This window comes from Pseudoalteromonas sp. 20-MNA-CIBAN-0454, assembly GCF_040308685.1.
In the GTDB taxonomy this organism is placed as follows: domain Bacteria; phylum Pseudomonadota; class Gammaproteobacteria; order Enterobacterales; family Alteromonadaceae; genus Pseudoalteromonas; species Pseudoalteromonas nigrifaciens.
On the sequence record NZ_JBEOOB010000007.1, the window covers coordinates 92662 to 113319 of the forward strand.

Annotated in this window: 16 protein-coding genes; 14 read left to right on the forward strand and 2 right to left on the reverse strand. The window is 39.8% G+C overall.

What is annotated here, in order from left to right:
* The first annotated feature begins 71 nt into the window (after window positions 1–71).
* Genes AAEZ22_RS05175 through AAEZ22_RS05200 form a run of 6 tightly spaced genes read left to right on the forward strand, consistent with a single transcriptional unit; the run spans window position 72 to window position 6875 of the window.
* Window positions 72–1475, forward strand: a complete 1404-nt coding sequence (locus tag AAEZ22_RS05175) for an undecaprenyl-phosphate glucose phosphotransferase (protein WP_352296437.1) — start codon at window positions 72–74, stop codon at window positions 1473–1475.
* The gene (locus AAEZ22_RS05180) at window positions 1459–2676 is read left to right on the forward strand and encodes an outer membrane beta-barrel protein (protein ID WP_352296440.1); all 1218 of its coding nucleotides are present in this window, start codon (window positions 1459–1461) and stop codon (window positions 2674–2676) included. The genes AAEZ22_RS05175 and AAEZ22_RS05180 overlap by 17 nt, the downstream gene beginning before the upstream one ends.
* Window positions 2673–3194, forward strand: coding sequence for a polysaccharide biosynthesis/export family protein (locus AAEZ22_RS05185; RefSeq protein WP_089368429.1), 522 nt, complete (start codon window positions 2673–2675; stop codon window positions 3192–3194). The genes AAEZ22_RS05180 and AAEZ22_RS05185 overlap by 4 nt, the downstream gene beginning before the upstream one ends.
* Before the next feature lie 20 nt (window positions 3195–3214).
* Window positions 3215–5428, forward strand: a complete 2214-nt coding sequence (locus tag AAEZ22_RS05190; RefSeq protein ID WP_089368428.1) for a GumC family protein — start codon at window positions 3215–3217, stop codon at window positions 5426–5428.
* A 3-nt stretch (window positions 5429–5431) separates the two neighbouring features.
* Window positions 5432–6160, forward strand: a complete 729-nt coding sequence (locus AAEZ22_RS05195; protein ID WP_179807281.1) for a tyrosine-protein phosphatase — start codon at window positions 5432–5434, stop codon at window positions 6158–6160.
* The gene (locus AAEZ22_RS05200) at window positions 6153–6875 is read left to right on the forward strand and encodes a VpsP family polysaccharide biosynthesis protein (protein ID WP_352296443.1); all 723 of its coding nucleotides are present in this window, start codon (window positions 6153–6155) and stop codon (window positions 6873–6875) included. Before AAEZ22_RS05195 ends, AAEZ22_RS05200 begins: the two co-directional genes overlap by 8 nt.
* Before the next feature lie 228 nt (window positions 6876–7103).
* Here the strand turns inward: AAEZ22_RS05200 and rsmF are convergent, their stop codons facing one another.
* Entirely contained in the window at window positions 7104–8552 is a 1449-nt protein-coding gene (gene rsmF, locus AAEZ22_RS05205) for a 16S rRNA (cytosine(1407)-C(5))-methyltransferase RsmF (RefSeq protein WP_041454719.1), read from the reverse strand.
* 263 nt (window positions 8553–8815) lie between these two features.
* Between rsmF and AAEZ22_RS05210 the strand changes: the two genes are divergently transcribed.
* The 5 genes from AAEZ22_RS05210 to prpF all read left to right on the forward strand — a co-directional run bounded on the left by AAEZ22_RS05210 (window position 8816) and on the right by prpF (window position 15533).
* Window positions 8816–9514, forward strand: coding sequence for a GntR family transcriptional regulator (locus AAEZ22_RS05210; RefSeq protein ID WP_011328452.1), 699 nt, complete (start codon window positions 8816–8818; stop codon window positions 9512–9514).
* A gap of 71 nt (window positions 9515–9585) precedes the next feature.
* Window positions 9586–10458 carry a methylisocitrate lyase gene (gene prpB, locus AAEZ22_RS05215; RefSeq protein ID WP_011328451.1) on the forward strand — a complete coding sequence of 291 codons (873 nt, stop codon included), beginning with the start codon at window positions 9586–9588 and terminating at the stop codon, window positions 10456–10458.
* Window positions 10459–10483: 25 nt separating this feature from the next.
* Window positions 10484–11608: a bifunctional 2-methylcitrate synthase/citrate synthase gene (gene prpC / locus AAEZ22_RS05220; RefSeq protein ID WP_011328450.1), complete on the forward strand. Its 1125-nt coding sequence runs from the start codon at window positions 10484–10486 to the stop codon at window positions 11606–11608.
* A gap of 134 nt (window positions 11609–11742) precedes the next feature.
* The gene (acnD, locus tag AAEZ22_RS05225) at window positions 11743–14352 is read left to right on the forward strand and encodes a Fe/S-dependent 2-methylisocitrate dehydratase AcnD (RefSeq protein ID WP_011328449.1); all 2610 of its coding nucleotides are present in this window, start codon (window positions 11743–11745) and stop codon (window positions 14350–14352) included.
* 14 nt (window positions 14353–14366) lie between these two features.
* Window positions 14367–15533, forward strand: coding sequence for a 2-methylaconitate cis-trans isomerase PrpF (gene prpF, locus AAEZ22_RS05230; RefSeq protein WP_041454466.1), 1167 nt, complete (start codon window positions 14367–14369; stop codon window positions 15531–15533).
* 90 nt (window positions 15534–15623) lie between these two features.
* Here prpF and AAEZ22_RS05235 read toward each other — a convergent pair whose 3' ends face one another.
* Window positions 15624–16640 (reverse strand): LacI family DNA-binding transcriptional regulator, encoded by a 1017-nt coding sequence (locus AAEZ22_RS05235; protein ID WP_179807279.1) that lies wholly within the window; start codon window positions 16638–16640, stop codon window positions 15624–15626.
* A 145-nt stretch (window positions 16641–16785) separates the two neighbouring features.
* On the opposite strand from AAEZ22_RS05235, the gene AAEZ22_RS05240 reads away from it, so the two are divergent.
* The 3 genes from AAEZ22_RS05240 to AAEZ22_RS05250 are packed head-to-tail and all read left to right on the forward strand — an operon-like array spanning window position 16786 to window position 20578.
* Window positions 16786–17829, forward strand: coding sequence for a UDP-glucose--hexose-1-phosphate uridylyltransferase (locus AAEZ22_RS05240; RefSeq protein ID WP_352296448.1), 1044 nt, complete (start codon window positions 16786–16788; stop codon window positions 17827–17829).
* Window positions 17829–18974 carry a galactokinase gene (gene galK, locus AAEZ22_RS05245; protein ID WP_352296451.1) on the forward strand — a complete coding sequence of 382 codons (1146 nt, stop codon included), beginning with the start codon at window positions 17829–17831 and terminating at the stop codon, window positions 18972–18974. The genes AAEZ22_RS05240 and galK overlap by 1 nt, the downstream gene beginning before the upstream one ends.
* 41 nt (window positions 18975–19015) lie before the next feature.
* Entirely contained in the window at window positions 19016–20578 is a 1563-nt protein-coding gene (locus AAEZ22_RS05250) for a sodium/sugar symporter (protein WP_086995003.1), read from the forward strand.
* Window positions 20579–20658: the final 80 nt, after the last annotated feature.

Here is a 20658-nt window from a genome sequence, read left to right on the forward strand (position 1 = left end):
AATTTAGTATTAATTCCATAGTCTAGTGATGCTTCTTCTTACCTGAGACCAATTAATAGGAATTAATAGTTATGAGCTCTTCAAGGACATTTAAGTTATCAGGTTCGTCAGATGCCTGCTTTTATAGACTCTTCGATATTTTTGCATTGTTTTTTGCTTTTCAATGCTCCGCCTTATTTTATAACTTTAATCTAAGCTCTTTTTATATGGTATCAGTGCTAAGTGTTGCATTAATTTACTTATATTGCGCTGAAATATTTTCCACTTATAGATCGTGGCGAGCAGGGAAGTTTAGGGTAATGATGTTGTGTGTTTGGGGCGCTTTATTAGTTTCATTCGCTTGTTTGTTTTTTATATCATTTATTTTTAAGTTTTCAGAATCCTTATCTCGGATTGGCATTAGCTTGTGGTTTTTATTAAGCATGCTTTATTTATATTTATGGCGCTTAGCTGTGTACTTGTATAGGCGAAATCGTCGTAAATTTGGTTCATATTTACGCAATGTAGCCATCATTGGTGCTACAGAAACCGCTGCTTACTTATATGATGAAATTGAGAAGAATGATGAGTTAGGCTTTAAGTTTTTAGGGTTTTTTGATGATAGAAACCCAGAGCGTTTATTTAGTAAATTAGCCTCTCATGATGTTGCAGGCAACATACAAAAAGCTGTGGATTTAGCAAGAGAGGGCAGAGTTGATGTGTTATATATTGCTCTTCCCATGAAAGCAGAAAAACGTATTGCAGACATTTTATTGCAGCTGGGTGATACCACAGTTGATGTGCATATAATACCTGACTTTTTGCTTTCTAATCTTATACATGCGCGTATTGAACATGTTGGCGAAGTTGATACTTTGAGTGTGTTTGAGTCGCCATGCATTGGTGCTCATGAGTTTATTAAGCGTACAGAGGATATTGTGTTTTCAATGATTATATTGTTATTGATTTCGCCATTACTATTAGTTATTGCCGCGGCAGTGAAATTAACATCAGCTGGTCCTGTAATATTTAAGCAAGATCGTTATGGACTTGATGGACGAAAAATAAAAGTTTGGAAATTCCGTTCAATGACAGTCACAGAAAACAGCAAAGTGGTAACTCAAGCTACAAAAAATGATGTGAGGATAACAAAGTTAGGCCGATTTTTGCGACGTACGAGTCTTGATGAACTTCCTCAGTTTTTAAATGTACTTGAAGGTGACATGTCCATTGTTGGCCCAAGACCTCATGCGGTTGCGCACAACGAAGAGTATAGAAAAAAAGTAGAGTTTTATATGTTTAGGCACAAAGCCAAACCAGGCATTACAGGGTGGGCGCAAGTTAACGGCTGGCGTGGTGAAACAGATACGTTAATAAAAATGGCGAAACGTGTAGAGTATGACCTACACTATATTAAGAACTGGTCATTACTATTTGATATAAAAATAATAATCATAACAATATTTAAAGGATTTAAGAATGAAAATGCCTACTAATACAATTGCCCCTTGCCTACTCGTTGTTTGTATTGGGGGCAGTCCTTATGCAACGGCTAACCTAAAACCAGGTAGTATTATTACAAAAGATGGTGCCGAAATAACGCCTACACTACAAACAGGAGTGAGTACTAATAATAACTTTTTTAGAACACCAATTAATGAGGAGTCGCGGTTAATATGGAATATATCACCTAACATTTCGGCTGTAATTGAAGATGGCCCAGACAATTATAAGCTTAATGTTGGAACAATAACGTCCTTTCATAATAAAGATACCACAGATAACTTCACTCAAGTGACCACAGCAGCGAGCGTTCATAAAGAGTTTACCCAACAGCATAGACTCGATATTAAAGGTGATGCAGATTGGTTATATGAACCCAGAGGAAGTGGTTTAACCGAAGGTTTGGGGGATATTGTTAATGAATTAGTAAAGTACCAACAGCAAAATGTAACAACGCGTTATGAATATGGCGCAAAAAGCTCTAAAGCTCAAGTTGCGCTTATTGCTGGTTTTTTCAATAAAAAATACCAAAATTTTAGACCTGTATCTCAATATCGCGATTATGATAAAACTTTAGTGGGAATAACCGGTTACTACAATACGCTTGCAGCAACGCGCACTTTTTTGGAGCTAACACAAGAAAAGTACCGCTATGATGTTTTGCAAGCCAATGGTATTTCACGAGATTCAGATGACAGAAAAATATTACTGGGAATAGAGTGGGAGGCAACGGCGGTAACATCCGGTACCTTCAAAGTCGGTTATCAAGACAAAGATTTTTTTTCTGACCTACGTGAAGATTTTACCGGTTTAAGCTGGGAAGCCGCAGTACTTTGGCAACCACTTACTTATTCATCGTTACAATTTTTAACTAGCCGCTCAGCTAAAGATCCCTTAGTAGCAGGTGATTATATTAAAGAGAGTGTTTATAACATTACCTGGGATCACAATTGGAGTAATTACTTTAGTTCGTTGGCAAGTTTAAATTATGCAGATGAGCAATACACTGGGGATGTTGGCAGACAAGATAAAACAACAGCGGCTCGACTAGGTTTAAACTATTTGGTTAGTAACTTTGGGATGGTATCTAGTTACGTTGATTTTATAGATAAAAACTCTAATCAAAATACGATTGAATATGATCGTGTCATTGTCGGGATTAATTTTACCTTTGTTTTAAAGGCTAATCGATGAAATTTTGGATGCTTGTTTGCCTGGCTTTTTTATTAAGTTTTAATAGTTTTGGCCAAAATGCGCAAAACTATACTTTAGGGCCAGGTGACAAAATTGAAATAAAAGTTTTTGGCCAACCAGATTTAGATGTGACGGCGTTATTAGGTAACAGTGGCAAAGTTAATTACCCTTTTTTGGGAAAAGTTAAACTCGCTGGCCTAAATACATCACAGGTTGAACAAATAATAATAAGAGGGCTACAGCCTGACTATTTAGTTAACCCCAATGTGTATGCGCAAGTTACACAATATCGACCTTTTTATATTCATGGTGAGGTAAATAACCCAGGTGCATACCCTTATCAGCCGGCAATGACAGTAAATCAAGCGATTGCACTTGGCGGTGGATTAACAGAGCGAGCATCGATAGATAAAATATATATTTTTAAAGAACAAACCAAAGAGCAACAAATTAGAGGCAGTTTAAACAGTCAAATTGCAGCGGGCGACACCATTAAAATAGAACAGCGCTTGTTTTAAGCCGTTAAAGGCAGTGATGAATGAATCAAAAATCAGAAAAATTAAATAATAATGATGATGTAATTGAGTTGGGCATTAACTTTAATGTTATTAAGCAAGCAAAGTGGCGAATTTTGAGCTTTGCGATAGTTATTACATTATTAGCGATAATGATTACGTTAACTTTAATACCTAAATATAAAGCAAGTGCAACGTTATTAATTGAAGCTGAGCAGGCTAAAGCGGTTAGTTTTGAAGAAATATATGGTTTAGACTCAAACCAAAAAGAATATTATTTAACTCAATTTGAGGTAATAAAATCAGACAGTATTGCACGTGAAGTTATTACGAAACTAGATCTGCAGTCACACACTGACTTTATTCCAAAACCTTCAATATTTAATGAAGTTAATATACTAATTAAAGAGTTGCTGCCTTTTTTAAATAAAAAAGAAGTTGCTGCGCTCTCGTATGAAGATCAAGTTGAGCAACAAATGCAAGATTTGCTTAGTATATTTAATAAAGCATTAATAGTTTCACCAATTCGTAAAACGCAATTAGTTAGGGTGAGTTTTGAGTCGAGTGATTCTAAACTTGCAGCCTTAGTAGCAAATACGGTAGGTGAGGTATACATAGACAGCCAAATGCGCGCCAAAATGGGGATAACGCAACAGGCAACAAGCTGGTTAAACACACGCTTGTCACAGTTACGGATCCAATTAGATGATTCAGAGGTTCGACTGCAGGCGTACCGAGAGGCGCAGCAATTAGTTGATATAGAAGGTATTGCGGGGCTAGTGACACAAGAGCTAGAGCAAATGTCTCAGCAGTTAGTTGATGCTCGAGCCGCAAGAAATAATTTAAAGAGTATAAACAGAGTAATCAAGGAGTACGGAAATAATAATATAGAATTTTTAGGTAGTATGCCGGAAATAACATCACATAAAGTAGTACAAGATGTAAAGCGCGAGTTAGTACTTGTTGAGCGAAAAGTGAGTGACTTGGGCGAAGTATATGGCAATAAGCACCCAAAAATGATTTCTGCTAAAGCTGAACTTGCAACTGTAAAAGCTAATTTAAATAAGCAAATTAAAGGCCTAGTTACAGGTATCGAAAAAGAGTTAAACAGAACAACTCGAACCGTTAATACATTAGAAGCGGATTTGAAAAAAATCCGAGATGATTATCAATATATTACACGCAAAGAAACGCAGTATAATCAGTTAAAACGTGAAGTTGAAACTAACCGAAATATATTTAATACATTTTTATCTCGCTCTAAAGAAACCGAAGTAACCAGCGACTTCACCTCAGCAGCAGCTCGCTTTACCGATAGAGCATACACACCTAAATATCCCAGTAAGCCCAATAAAAAGCTTATTGTAATAATTACATTTATAGCTAGCTTTGCCTTTGCAGTAGTGATGAGCTTTATATTTGATGCATTAAACGATACGGTAAAAACAAAAAATGACGTTGAAAGTAAACTAGCGCAACGCATGCTAGGTTTATTACCCAAAGTTAAAATATCGAGAAAGAATCCGTTTCCGATATACGCATATTTAGAGGATAAATACCGTCGCTTTGCAGAATCTGTGCGTACATTTAGAACAAGCTTATTGCTTACTCAGTTAGACCGAAATCATCAAATAATAGCAGTTACATCAAGCGTCCCAGGTGAAGGGAAAACCACCACATCAGCTAACTTAGCCTTATCGCTTGCGCAAATGGGGAGCGTTTTACTGATTGATGCTGATTTACGTAAACCCAGCTTAGCAAAACGGTTTGATATACCTGTATTTCACCCGGGCTTAAGTAATTTAATTACTGGTACAGAGCAGTTTTCTGAGTGCGTTCATTTAGATGAGCGCTCTGGTGTTGCTATTATGCCAAGTGGGCAAATACCATCAAATCCGTTAGAGTTACTCTCTAGCGCCCGGTTTGATGAGTTATTAAAGGTTTTAAAAACCAAGTACGATCACATCATTATTGACACTCCCCCAACACAAGCGGTTAGTGACGCATTAGTAATTGCACAAAGTGTTGATTCGGTAGTGTATGTAGTGAGAGCAGACGTAACAAGGGTAAAACCGATTAAAGCTGGGTTAGAGCGTTTGTTTGAGGTAAAAGCACATGTGGCAGGCGTTATACTTAACCAAGTAGATATGAGCAAAACTAAAGATGAGCATAGCTACGGATACTATGATTATTATGATTACTCACAACCGCCAGAAAAACCTCAACCTAATGGCTAAATTATGATTGATATTCATTCGCATATTTTACCCGGTATTGACGATGGCGCTAAAAATTTAAATGAATCTTTAGCATTATTAAAGCTAGCGCAAAGTGATGGAATAACACATATGGTGATTACTCCGCATATTCATATAGGGCGATTTGATAACTCCGCGGTACAACTTCGCAGAGACTTAGCTGATTTAAAAGAGCATGCAAAACAGGCTCAAATTACTATAAAACTAGCAGTAGCGGCAGAAGTACGCCTTGATATAGAGTTAATGGCACTGGTAAAGGCAAATAAATTGCCCTTCATTGGGAATTTAGCCGGAGCAAATTACTTATTGTTAGAGCTACCACATTCTCATGTACCACCAGGCTACGATAAGTTTATTGGCTGGTTAACAAAACAAAATATTAAAGTGATTATACCTCACCCTGAACGTAACCGTGATATTCAGGCTAATCCTTTTTATATAGAACATTTAAAGCAGTTAGGTTGTGAGTTTCAATTAACCGCTTCAAGTATTGAAGGGGGGTGGGGGGATAAAGCAAAACAAATTAGCAATGACATGCTTAAAGGTAATTTAGTTAATTATGTTGCCTCTGATGCGCATTCGGTAAAACGTAGGCCGCCAATACTTAGTAAAGCAAAACACATTGTGAGTAATTTAGTAGGGGAGGATAAAGCACATATGTTATTTGTAACTAACCCTTGGCGCTTAACTGAGTCACTATTTTGTGATTAGTTTTAAATTAAATAGGTTAATCCCTATTATTGTTTTAGCGCTTATAACCTTGTTTATTGCCTATTACAGTATAAAAAGCATACGCGCCAATGCTTGGTATTTTAATGCTAGAAATACGCTGGAACAGCTGTCCTCTCCAATTAAGCGCTCAGAATTAAAGCAGGCCGAAAAAGCTATTACTTTAGCGGCTAAATTTGAGCCAAGCCATCCTCATTATTGGCACTTGAATGCGTATATAAAAATATTATCAGTAAGTATTTTAAATCAGCCGACTGTAATTAATGCTCCTACACATCAGCTGGCTTATAAACAAGCCGAACAAGCGCTTTTAAAGTCTATTGAATTAAGGCAAACATGGGCAGAAACTTGGATAGCATTGGCGCAAGTGGTGAGTTATCAAGATGGGCCCACAGAGCAGGTTTATGATTATATTCAACAAGCAAAAAAAGTAGGACCTTATAAGCTTGATGTACATTTAGGTATTATTCAAATAGCGTTGATTCATTGGTCGCAACTAACTCCACAATACAAAGCTTTATATGTTAACGAATTGAAGTTAGCAGTTAAATATGGCTATAAATTCAATCAAGTATTTGATATTGCAAAACAAAGTAATAGCTTACCCATATTGTGTTTATCGTTACAATTTGGTGGCGATTTCGATTCTGTTCGCAAAAGTTATATATTTAAAAAACATTGTGATAGTGGCAAATAAAAATGCCCAGAGTTATAAAAACTCTGGGCTATAAAATGGCCCTTAGTTGAGCCTTACGTTAACTGAAGACGCTTTCTTGATTATAGGGAGAAGAAGAAAGTACATATAAGTATAGCTAAAATCATTAAAACCGCACATTTATTATCCGAATTTAAGTACTTTTAACAACCCAATTATATTCAAAAATGTATACATGTTTTAATACTCACATTTTACATTAAACGCTGTTTAATTGCTTTGTGCCCATGTTATTAGCTGCGTATTTTGTACTAGATCGCGTGGGAGTGAGTTTTTAACTTTATTTTTTTGCCATTTACCTAAGCCAATAGGGCAGCCACATAAAGTTAAAATAACCTCTCCTGTATTTTGGCTTACATCAGCTAAGCGAATATCCTTACCCTGAAAGTAGTCGTTAGCTTGAGTGTCGGTTAAAGGCAACACATTACTTTTACACTGCTTACCAAATGCGGTTGCAAACTCGTGGGCTAAACGCACGCCATTATTATGAATGGCACCAAGTTGAATGCCTAAACGGGCGTATTTAATTTTGTTTTGCACAGCTTCAAACTCCTGCGGAAATAACCACAGCTCTTTATCGCGCTGCATTAATATGCCCGGTAAGGTATTTAAACCAAATTGTTGCTTAAGTGTTTGCATAAAAACAGCACTTTTTTTGCTCTCAAATTGCTGAAACGGAAAAGCACCTTTTTTGACTTTTAGATTAGGGTTGTCACTACTTGCTTGTTTTTTGAATTTGGCAATAAAAAAGCCTTCACTGTCGAAAGTTTGCGGCCACACATGTAAATACCCCTCTGGCGTAGTTGCTTTACTTGCGCCAGGAAATAGATCACTTAAAGACTCGGGTATTATACAGTCGCCAAATTCACTGAGTAAAAAGTCGCACACGTGTTGGTTTTCAAGTGGAGTAAGCGTACAGGTTGAATACACTAAGGTTCCACCGGGCTTTAAGGCGTAAAATGCACTTTTAATTAGATCTTTTTGTACTTGGGCAATTTCAATATTAGAGTCGATTGACCAATTTTTTAGTGCATCTGCATCTTTTCGTACTGTGCCTTCGCCAGAGCAGGGGGCATCGAGTAAAATGCTATCAAAGCACTCAAACATATAATTACCAAAAATCACCCCATCAAAATGCGATAACGCACAGTTACCTACTCCCATGCGTTTTAAAGTAGCGCTAAGTACTTTTAAGCGTGATGACGAAAGCTCATTTGCAACCAACACCCCTTGGTTATTCATTAGTGCAGCAAGCTGCGAAGTTTTAGAACCAGGTGCAGATGCCATATCAAGAACGTAATTAGTGTGCTCTATACTTTGTTTTAGTGCTATGGGGGGCAGCATGGAGCTTGCTTCTTGAACATACATAGCACCGCTAAGGTGAAGATCGGTATTGCCAAGTGCTAGGTTTTGCTCTTCTGCGGCAGGGCGCTCTAACCAAAAACCTTCCTCGCACCATGGAATAGGAGTGAGTAGCCAATTTTTTTGCTTAGCGTATTGCTTAAACTCAGTAACAGATATTTTTAAGGTATTAACACGAATAGATTTTCGTAGTGGCCGCCGGCAAGCATTAATAAAGTCGTCTATATCTAGGTGTGCAGGTAAATAGGTTTTTACATCATCGATAAAGTGCTCGGGGATAAAGGTATTTGCGTCCACGGTTTGGCCAGTCGTTATATTAAAGACAAATAATAACATTTCTTAAAGTGTGTTTCAGTGCTTAACAGGTAAAAAGTTAGTTTTTATTGGTGTCGACACTTAGCAGTGGTTTATCACTTTAGAGCAGATAATTATTATACTTTAGGCTAATGATGTCGACAATAAGTGTGTTTTTTAAGTTTTACATACTGTTTTAGGGTTGACACTTAGTGGTAGTGAGTTCATAGTGGCTTTATAAATTGTCGACAATCTAATAGTAACCTATGACGCAAAGCCTGTTAAATGAAACACCTATTACAACCGCATCAGATCAAGTGTTTGTAAATATGCGCCGAGAAATAGTAGAGGGCAGCATAGCACAAGGCAGTAAAATATCTGAGCCAGAACTGGCAAAGCGTTATGGAGTGAGCCGTGCAACGCTGCGTGAAGCGTTAAATCGTTTAGAAAGCTGTTACTTAGTTGAGCGTAAAGCCAACATAGGTTGCCGAGTTGTATCGTTAACAGCAGATCGCTTGATAGAAGTTTATCAAGTGCGCAGTGCCTTAGAGGGCTTGGCGTGTCGTCTTGCTGCCGACAATATGGCAGCCGATGAAGTCCAAGGTTTAAAGCAATTACTTAATCAGCATTTAAAAACGCAACGAGTAAAAGAAGGCGAGTCGTACTATCAAGAAGCGGGTGATTTAGATTTTCATTACCGCATTATTAAAGGCAGTAAAAATGCCCACTTGATTCATTTGCTATGCCACGACCTTTATCAATTAATAAGAATGTACCGCGTACAAATGGGTATGGTTGGTCCGCGTGTATCAAAAGCATTTGATGAGCACTTAGCAATTATTAATGCGATTGAAAACCACGATGGAGAATTAGCCGAAATGTTGATGAAGCGCCACATAAGTGCTTCACAAGCCAATATTCAAACTAAATTTGATTTACTTGCAGCGCAAACTAAAGCCAGTTAAATAAATCGTTTTAGTATTTAAAATATCAAAACTGCCCCAGAGCAGCCACCGTTCAAAGTTAGGAGAAACGAATGTCAGCAGGATCAAAGTTTAAACAGGCTATTGCCAATAATCACCCATTACAAATAGTGGGTACTATTAATGCGTACACAGCAATGATGGCTGAAAAAATGGGTCATCAGGCAATTTACTTATCGGGTGCTGGTGTTGCCAATGCTTCTTTTGGTATGCCTGATTTAGGTATGACTAGCCTTGATAACGTGCTTGAAGATATTCGCCGTATTACCGGTGCAAGCGACTTACCTTTATTAGTAGATGCTGATACAGGTTGGGGTGGTGCGTTTAATATAGCCCGTACAGTAAAAGAAATGACTAAAGCAGGTGCTGCCGGTTTTCATATTGAAGACCAAGTAGCGCAAAAGCGTTGTGGCCACCGCCCAAATAAAGAAATAGTTAGCCAAGGTGAAATGGTTGACCGTATTAAAGCTGCTGTAGATGCAAAAACCGATAGTGACTTTTACATTATGGCACGTACCGATGCGTTTCAAAAAGAAGGTTTAAATGCCGCTATTGAGCGCGCAGCAGCGTGTGTTGAAGCCGGTGCAGACGCCATTTTTGCAGAAGCCGTGCACGACCTTGCCGACTACCAAGCATTTACAAAAGCGATTAACGTTCCTGTATTGGCTAACATTACTGAGTTTGGTCAAACGCCTATTTATACTAAAGAGCAGTTAGGCGATGTAGGCGTTGAAATGGTGCTTTACCCATTAAGCGCATTTAGAGCGATGAACAAAGCAGCCTATAATGTATACAGCTCAATTTTAAATGAAGGTTCGCAACAAAGCCAAATTGAAAATATGCAAACCCGTGCTGAGCTGTATGATTTTTTAGATTATCACACCTATGAAAATACCCTAGATAACCTTTTTTCATCAACTAAATAATAATAACAATTTAAGGAGATAAATTATGAGTACTAAAGTATTAGCGGGTGCAGGTTTACGCGGACAAGTAGCAGGTCAAACTGCATTATGTACAGTAGGCCAAACAGGTTCAGGTTTAACTTATTGTGGTTACGATATTAGCGAGCTTGCTGAAAAAGCGCAGTTTGAAGAAGTATCGTTTTTATTATCTCGTGGCGAATTACCAACAACTGGTGAGCTTGCAGAATACAAAGCTAAACTAAAAAGCTTACGCGGCTTACCACAAGCGCTTAAAACAGTGCTTGAGAACATTCCAAAAGACGCACACCCAATGGATGTGATGCGCACAGGTTGCTCTATGCTGGGTAACCTTGAAATGGAAAATGATTTTAGCGAAGCCAATGATGCAATTGACCGCATGGTTGCAGTATTTCCAAGTATTATTTGTTACTGGTATCGCTTTACGCATGATGGCGTACGCATTGAAACGCAAACAGATGACGACTCAGTTGGCGCGCATTTTTTAACCTTATTACACGATAAAGCCCCGTCTGAGCTATTTGCTCAAGTAATGAATGTGTCACTAATTTTATACGCAGAGCATGAATTTAATGCCTCAACCTTTACTGGTCGTGTGTGTGCATCAACGCTATCTGATATTCATTCATGTGTAACCGGTGCCATAGGTACGTTACGTGGGCCATTACATGGTGGTGCTAACGAAGCGGCAATGGATATGATTGAAAACTTCACCAGCGCAGATCAAGCAGAGCAAGAAGTGATGGGCATGCTTGAGCGTAAAGATAAAATTATGGGCTTTGGCCACGCTATTTATCGCGAATCAGATCCACGTAACGTAATTATTAAAAAGTGGTCTGAAAAGCTCGCAGCAGAAGTAGGTGATGATGTACTTTACCCTGTGTCTGTTCGTTGTGAAGAAGTAATGTGGCGCGAGAAAAAGTTATTTTGTAATGCTGATTTCTTCCACGCATCGGCGTATCACTTTATGGATATTCCGACCAAATTATTTACGCCAATATTTGTAATGAGCCGCGTAACAGGTTGGACAGCACACGTTAAAGAGCAACGTGCAAATAACCGTATTATTCGTCCAAGTGCTGATTACACTGGGCCAGATGCACGTAGCTACACACCTATCGAATCACGTTAAAATTATTTGGTGGGCACGTAAAGTGCTCACCTTTTTTATTTGCTGCACACTATTTTAAGGCTCATCACTTTTCACTCTCTCCTTAAATAAGCTAGTAGTGCACAACCACCGTCACCAAATTAGCGAATATTTTAATGACTATAATAAATAATACTGAATATCGAAAACCCTTACCCAATTCAAACGTTGATTATTTTGATGCTCAAGCAGCTGTTGATGCAATTAAACCAGGTGCATATGCAACACTGCCTTATACATCACGTGTATTTGCCGAAAACTTAGTGCGCCGCTGCGATCCAGCAATGCTTACCGATGCACTAAACCAGTTGATTGAACGCAAACAAGATTTAGACTTTCCTTGGTATCCGGCGCGTGTAGTGTGTCACGATATTTTGGGTCAAACTGCACTGGTTGACTTAGCTGGACTGCGTGACGCGATTGCTGCTAAAGGTGGCGATCCGTCTAAAGTAAACCCAGTTGTACCTACGCAATTAATTGTAGATCACTCTTTGTCGGTAGAGCATGCAGGGTTTGATCCCGATGCATTTGAAAAAAACCGTGCTATAGAAGACAGACGTAACGATGACCGTTTCCATTTTATAAACTGGACCAAAACAGCGTTTAAAAATATTGATGTGATCCCGCCAGGTAACGGCATTATGCATCAAATTAACCTTGAAAAAATGTCGCCGGTAATTCAAAACCGCGATGGTATTGCCTTCCCAGATACCTTAGTAGGTACAGATAGCCATACTCCACACGTTGATGCACTGGGTGTTATTGCTGTGGGTGTAGGTGGCCTTGAAGCAGAAAGCGTAATGCTAGGGCGCGCTTCGTACATGCGCCTGCCAGACATTGTAGGGGTTGAGCTAACAGGTAAGCGCCAACCGGGTATTACCGCTACCGATATCGTACTGGCTATTACTGAATTTTTACGCGCGCAGCGTGTGGTATCAGCATACTTAGAATTTTACGGTGAAGGTGCCGATGCACTTACGCTGGGCGATCGTGCAACTATTTCAAATATGACGCCTGAATTTGGTGCCACAGCGGCGATGTTTTACATCGACGATATGACCATAGATTATTTGCGTTTAACGGGTCGTGAAGAAGAGCAAATTGCACTGGTAGAAAACTACGCTAAAACCACCGGCTTGTGGAGCGATAGCTTAAAAACAGCGCAGTACGATCGCGTGCTTAAGTTTGATTTATCAAGTGTGGGGCGCAACATTGCTGGGCCATCAAATCCACATCGCCGTGTATCTACAAGCGATTTAGCTAAAGAAGGTATTTCAGGCGTAGTTGAAAACGAAGCAGGCTTAATGCCAGATGGTGCGTGTATTATTGCCGCTATTACCAGCTGTACAAACACCAGTAACCCACGCAACGTGATTGCCGCGGCATTACTTGCGCGTAATGCTAACGCCAAGGGGTTAACGCGTAAACCTTGGGTAAAAACCTCATTAGCACCGGGCTCTAAAGCCGTGCAATCGTACCTAGAAGACGCTAACTTACTTACTGAACTTGAACAGCTAGGTTTTGGTATTGTTGGTTTTGCTTGTACTACGTGTAATGGCATGAGTGGCGCGCTTGACCCTGTAATTCAAAAAGAAGTGATTGATCGCGACTTATACGCCACCGCGGTACTGTCGGGTAACCGTAACTTTGACGGCCGTATTCATCCTTACGCCAAACAAGCGTTTTTAGCATCGCCGCCTTTGGTTGTTGCTTATGCAATTGCTGGTACGATTCGTTTTGATATTGAAAAAGATATACTAGGTAAAGATCAGCAAGGTAACGACGTTACCCTTAAAGATTTATGGCCGTCAGATGAAGAAATTGACGCAGTAGTTAAGCAAAGCGTTAAGCCAGAGCAATTTAGAAAAGTATACGAGCCCATGTTTAACTTAACCGTAGATTACGGTGAAGATAACGACCCGCTATACGAATGGCGTCCAGAAAGCACTTATATTCGCCGACCTCCTTATTGGGAAGGTGCATTAGCGGGCGAGCGTACCATGACAGGTATGCGTGCACTGGCAGTACTTGGCGATAACATTACAACCGATCACTTATCGCCTTCAAATGCGATAATGGCCAGCAGTGCCGCGGGTGAATACCTATTAAAAATGAACGTACCTGAGGAAGACTTTAACTCATACGCAACCCATAGGGGCGATCATTTAACAGCGCAGCGCGCTACGTTTGCTAACCCTAAATTGCTAAATGAAATGGTACTTGATGAAAGCGGCGAAATTAAGCAAGGTTCGTACGCGCGCATAGAACCAGAGGGCAAAAATACTCGCATGTGGGAAGCAATCGAAGCATACATGCAGCGTAAGCAACCACTTATTATTGTGGCTGGCGCAGATTATGGCCAAGGCTCGTCGCGCGATTGGGCGGCAAAAGGCGTAAGACTCGCGGGTGTTGAAGTAATTGCAGCTGAAGGGTTTGAACGTATTCACCGTACTAACCTAGTGGGTATGGGCGTTTTACCGCTAGAGTTTAAAGCGGGAACAACTCGTAAAACACTCAAACTAGATGGCAGTGAAAGTTACGATGTAACGGGTGAACCAACCCCTGGTTGCACACTTAACTTGTCGATCACTCGTAAAAATGGCGAAGTACTAAACGTACCAATGAAATGTCGTATAGATACACAAGAAGAGCTGTCTATTTATGCTGCAGGTGGTGTATTACAACGCTTTGCACAAGACTTTTTAGAAGCTACAAAAACAGCATAAGGGCAGGGTTAATTATGTTTAAACCACAAATTAAAGTACCAGCCACATACATGCGTGGCGGTACTAGCAAAGGGGTGTTTTTTAACCTTAGTGACTTGCCAAAGCCTGCCCAAGTGGCAGGTGAGGCACGTAATAACTTATTACTGCGCGTTATTGGCAGCCCAGATCCGTACGGCAAACAAACCGATGGTATGGGCGGTGCTACATCTAGCACCAGTAAAACGGTTATTTTAAGTAAAAGTGAGCAAGCCGATCACGATGTTGACTATTTATTTGGCCAAGTGGCAATAGATAAAGCATTTGTTGATTTTAGCGGCAACTGCGGTAATTTAACCGCAGCTGTCGGTGCTTTTGCTATTAGTAATGACTTAGTTGATAAAAGCCGTGTACCCGATAATGGCGTTGCTGTTGTACGTGTGTGGCAAGCCAATATTAAAAAAAGCATTTTAGTGCATGTACCTATGACTAATGGCGAAGTACAAGAAACCGGTGACTTTGAGCTAGACGGCGTTACATTTGCAGCAGCTGAAGTAAAACTTGAATTTATTGACCCTGCAGATGGCGACGGGGCGTTATTCCCAACTGGCAATGTGGTTGATGACCTAGAAGTGCCGGGAGTCGGTACTTTAAAAGCGACGATGATCAACGCAGGCATTCCCACCATTTTTGTTAATGCAAGCGACATTGGTTATACCGGCACTGAATTGCAAGATGATATAAACGCAGATGCAGCAGCGCTTGAAAAGCTTGAAACCATTCGTGCCTATGGCGCAGTTAAAATGGGACTCATACAAAATATTGATGAGGCAGCAGCACGCCAACATACACCTAAAGTGGCATTTGTTGGTGCAGCACAAAATTACAAAGCGTCAAGCGGTAAGCAAATTAACGCCAGTGAAATTAACTTGTTAGTGCGCGCTATGTCTATGGGTAAATTACACCATGCAATGATGGGCACAGCAGCAGTAGCTATTGGTACCGCTGCGGCAATTGACGGTACGTTAGTTAATTTAGCCGCTGGTGGCGGGGCATTGAGTGAAGTTAACTTTGGTCACCCATCGGGCACCTTAAAAGTAGGCGCACACGCTACAAATACGGATGGTAACTGGCAAGTAACTAAAGCCAGTATGAGCCGCAGTGCACGGGTACTTATGGAAGGCGTGGTAAGAGTACCGCAATAAAGCATTGTTTTAATTACGATTAAGTTATTTATAATTTATGCATAAGTTGATGCGGTAATACTTTAGGGTATTACTCATCAACTTTTTTATTTATGGGCTATTTTTGATACTCGTTGACTCTCGTTTGACCAAGCGGGGTAAATATTTATGCTCACTGTGACTGACACTTTCAACTATTTCATTTTTAAAGTGTGTTAACGCCAACTGAGCTGCATGCTGCGCCATTTTTTCAATGGGATAGTTTAAAGTGGTTAGTTTTGGCCTTGAATAACGCGCAATCAGCACATCATCAAAACCAATCACCGACACATCACCGGGTACTTTATAGCCATTATCTTCAAGTGTTGAAATAGCACCAATAGCCATAGCATCGTTATAAACAAAAATAGCGCTGAAGGGCTGCCCAGAGGCTAATAAGTTTTGCGCAGCGCTTTGTCCGCCTTGTAGGGTAGGCTCCGCGTATTTAATCAGCGCAGGGCTAATTGGATTACCTGCCATATTTAGTTCTGCCGAAAAACCATTAAGGCGTAGCGCAGGATCTTCAATTTGATATTTACTGCTTATACAGGCAATGTTTTTATGTTTGAGCGTCATTAGATGGCGCGCTGCTATTTTTGCGCCTTCTTCGTTATCTAACCAAATACATTTATGTTTTATTTGCTCAATGTGTCTATTGATAAGCACTAAGCCGGGGAGTTTTTCACATAAAGTAATTAGTTCGCAGTCAGGAATTATTTTACTATGCATAACAACAGTTTGGCAGCGGCGCTCAAGTAATAAATTGATAGCAGCGCGTTCAGATTCTACACTTTGTCCTGCGGTACTTAACAACAATTGCATATTATTTTCGCGGGCTACTTTATCTACCCCGCTGGCTAATGATGCAAAAAATGGATCGCTAAGTTCGGGGATCACCACGCCTATGGTCATACTTTTTCGGGTTACTAAAGCACGTGCATTAGCATTGGGCGTGTAGCCAAGCTCTTGCATTACTTTATTTACTTTTTCTATGGTTGCCTTACTTACTTTAGGGCCATTATTAATTACACGAGATACCGAGGCGATAGACACGCCTGCAATTCTGGCTACATCTTTTATTGTTGTCATTGACGGGTAATCGTTTTCTACATCCTGTTAATAATAAAATTTACACTATTTAACGTGGGCTGTATATGTTGATTTTTTAGGTTGCAAATAGTGGGGTAAGCGTTTACCCTTTTTAGTTTTATCATAAACCACATTTGAGATATTTATGGATACAATTTTTGACCCAACTGAGCATCCACATCGTCGCTACAATCCATTGATTGATGAGTGGGTGTTAGTTTCACCGCATCGTGCCAAACGACCTTGGCAGGGACAAGTTGAAACTCTTGATGAAGACGTTAGAGAAAGTCATGATGAAAACTGTTTTTTATGTGCTGGTAATACTCGCATAAACGGTGAAGTTAATGACAACTATAAAAAAACTTACGTGTTTACTAATGACTTTGCAGCTCTGAAAATTGATACTCCAGAATTTAAAACAGATGATCCGCTATTTAAAATGGCCACAGAGCAAGGCGAAAGTCGTGTTATTTGCTTCTCTCCAGATCACAGCAAAACCTTACCGCAACTTAGTATTAGCGCCATTACCGACATTGTTAAAACATGGCAAAGCCAGTGCTTAGAGTTAGGCGAAAAGTATAACTGGGTGCAGGTATTCGAAAACAAAGGGGCGATGATGGGGTGCTCAAATCCGCATCCGCATGGCCAAATTTGGTCGCAGCAGCAATTACCTACTTTGGTAAATAAAAAACAACATGCGCTGAGCGACTATGCTAAAAAATATAACAGTAACTTATTACTTGATTACGCTCAGCGTGAAGCGCAGTCGGGCGAGCGTGTTGTTGTTAAAAATGAAGATTGGCTGGTGGTTGTACCGTACTGGGCAGGCTGGCCATTTGAAACCTTATTATTACCGCGTTTTGCGTTAACACGTATGGTCGACTTAACCCCAGAACAAGCGGTAACTCTAGCCGATGCATTAAAACAAATTACCACTAAATACGACAATTTATTTAATTGTTTGTTCCCATATTCTATGGGCTGGCACGGCGCGCCTTATGATGGGCAAGAGCATAGTGAATGGCAGCTTCATGCAAGCTTTTTTCCACCATTATTACGCTCAGCTACTGTGCGTAAATTTATGGTGGGTTACGAAATGATGGCTGAATCACAACGTGATTTAACCCCAGAGCAAGCAGCACAAAGATTACGTGATGTACCAAACGTACATTATAAGGAGGCTCAGTAATGCCAAGAACTACAATGCTTATTAGCCAATTTGAACAACATTTTAATTGCCCGCCAGAACAGCTATTTCATGCACCTGGGCGCGTTAATCTTATTGGTGAACACACAGATTATAATGATGGTTTTGTGCTACCTGCTGCGATTAATTTTGGCACCGACATTGCTGCAAAAGCACGAGCTGATCGCAACATTAACGTCTTAGCAATTGATTGTAACAGCGAAACCAATAGTTTTAGCCTAGATAAAATAGAATTTAGCCAACAACAAATGTGGGTTAATTATATTCGCGGCACACTGCAAGCATTAATGCAAAGCTATCCAAATATTAGTGGCGCCGACTTAGTGGTATCGGGAAATGTGCCACAAGGTACAGGTTTGAGTTCATCAGCTAGTTTTGAAATTGCTCTTTTAAAAACGTTTGCAACATTAAACAATATTCCGCTCGATGGTGTTAAAGCGGCACTTATGGGACAAAGTGCTGAAAATAACTTTGTCGGCTGTAATTGCGGCATTATGGATCAATTAATTTCGTCGATGGGCAAGCAAGGGCATGCCATGTTGCTCGATTGCAGAAGTTTAACCTTTGAATATGCTGTGATTCCAAAGGGAATGTCGTTAGTTATTGTTAACTCTAATGTTAAAAGAGGGCTGGTCGACAGCGAATACAATACCCGACGCGAGCAATGCGAAGCTGCAGCAAAGCACTTTAATAAACCGGCATTGCGCGATGTTACTCTTGAGGAAATAGAAGCAGAGCAAGCTAATTTACCGCCATTAATATATAAGCGCGCTAAACATATAGTCACTGAAAATACCCGTACCGAACTAGCTCTCAAAGCGCTAAACGTCAATGATATGGTAACTATGAGCCAACTTATGGCACAATCGCACCTATCAATGAAAAATGATTTTGATATTACTACCTCTCAAATAGACTTTTTAGTGGATATTACTGCTCAAGTTTTAGGCGATAAAGGCGGAGTGCGTATGACCGGTGGTGGTTTTGGTGGTTGTATCGTTGCTTTAACACCGGATCATTTAGTTGAGCAAGTACGTAACACTATTGACACACATTATTATGCAAAAACAGGGCTTCAAGCAGACGTTTACGTATGCCTGGCTTCTCAAGGTGCTTTTAGTAATTAATAAAACACAATAAAAATCAATAAGACAACAAGGTTAAAGTTATGAAATTACAACCGCTCGACATTGCCATATTTTTTACTTATGTGGTGGGGTTATTAGTACTCGCGCTGTGGATCTCGCGAGAGGAGAAAGGTGCTAGTAAAAATACCGAAGACTACTTTCTTGCTAGTAAAGCACTGCCTTGGTGGGCAATTGGTGCATCATTAATTGCCTCAAATATATCGGCAGAACAAATTATTGGTATGTCTGGTTCGGGCTATGCGATTGGTTTAGCTATTGCATCTTATGAGTGGATGGCGGCAATTACCTTAATTATTGTAGGTAAATATATGCTGCCGATATTTCTTAAAAATGAAATATTTACTATGCCGCAATATTTAGAGCAACGCTTTGATAGCAAAGTTAAAACAGTGTTAGCGCTGTTTTGGCTAGCGGTATATGTATTTGTAAATTTAACCGCTGTTTTATGGCTTGGTGGTTTAGCAATAGAAACCGTTGCCGGTGTTGACTGGATGTACGGGATGATCTTTTTAGCACTCTTTTCAGTGGCTTATTCACTTTATGGTGGTTTGAAAGCTGTTGCTTATACCGATATTTTACAAGTAGTACTGCTGGTATTTGGTGGCTTATTTTTAAGTTACTTAGCACTTGATGCAGTAGCAGATGGCGACGGAATAATAGCAGGCTTTGGCGTTTTAACTGATCAGCTTCCAAACCACTTTGATATGATTTTAAGCCCAGATAGCCCGCATTATATGAGTTTACCTGGTTTATCTGTATTAATTGGTGGCCTGTGGATAATGAACATTAGCTACTGGGGATTTAATCAATATATTATTCAACGCGCACTTGCCGCTAAAAACCTTAAAGAAGCACAAAAAGGTATTGCCTTTGCTGCCTATTTAAAATTACTAATGCCAGTAATTGTAGTGTTGCCAGGTATTGCTGCGGTTGTTTTATACCCGCAACTTACCACGCCAGATCAAGCGTATCCGTCTATGATGGCGTTAATGCCAACAGGTATTAAAGGTCTTATTTTTGCTGCATTAGTGGCGGCAATTGTTTCATCACTTGCCTCTATGACTAACAGTATTTCAACTATTTTCACTATGGATATTTACAGCAAGTTAAAACCAGGTAAATCACAAAAACATTATGTATTTATAGGCCGCTCAGCTGCATTAATATCTTTAGCTATAGCCTTGGTTGTGGCAGAGCCATTATTAGGTAAGTTCGATCAAGCGTTTCAATATATTCAAGAATTCACCGGTTTCTTTACTCCAGGTATTGTAGTGATTTTTGTAATGGGTATGTTTTGGTCAAAAGCCAGTTCAGCGGGTGCGTTAGCTGCGGCAATTGGCTCGGCTGTATTCTCAATCCTGTTAAAAGTTTACTGGGTAGCGCTGCCATTTATGGACAGAGTAGGCTTAGTATTTTTACTGTGTTTAGCATTGTGTGTAATTGTATCATTAGCTAAGCCAGATAAAGGCCAAGACAGTAGCGTTAGCCTAGACGATGTTAACTTTAAAACCTCAAGCAACTTTAACATAGCGGCATTGGGTGTAGTGATCATCTTAATCGCTTTGTATACCACTTGGTGGTAATGAAAGGCGCGTATTTAGTGAGTATGACAGCCATAGCTATCTGCTCACGCGTTTAACGCAAAATGTATTGAATCAAAGCA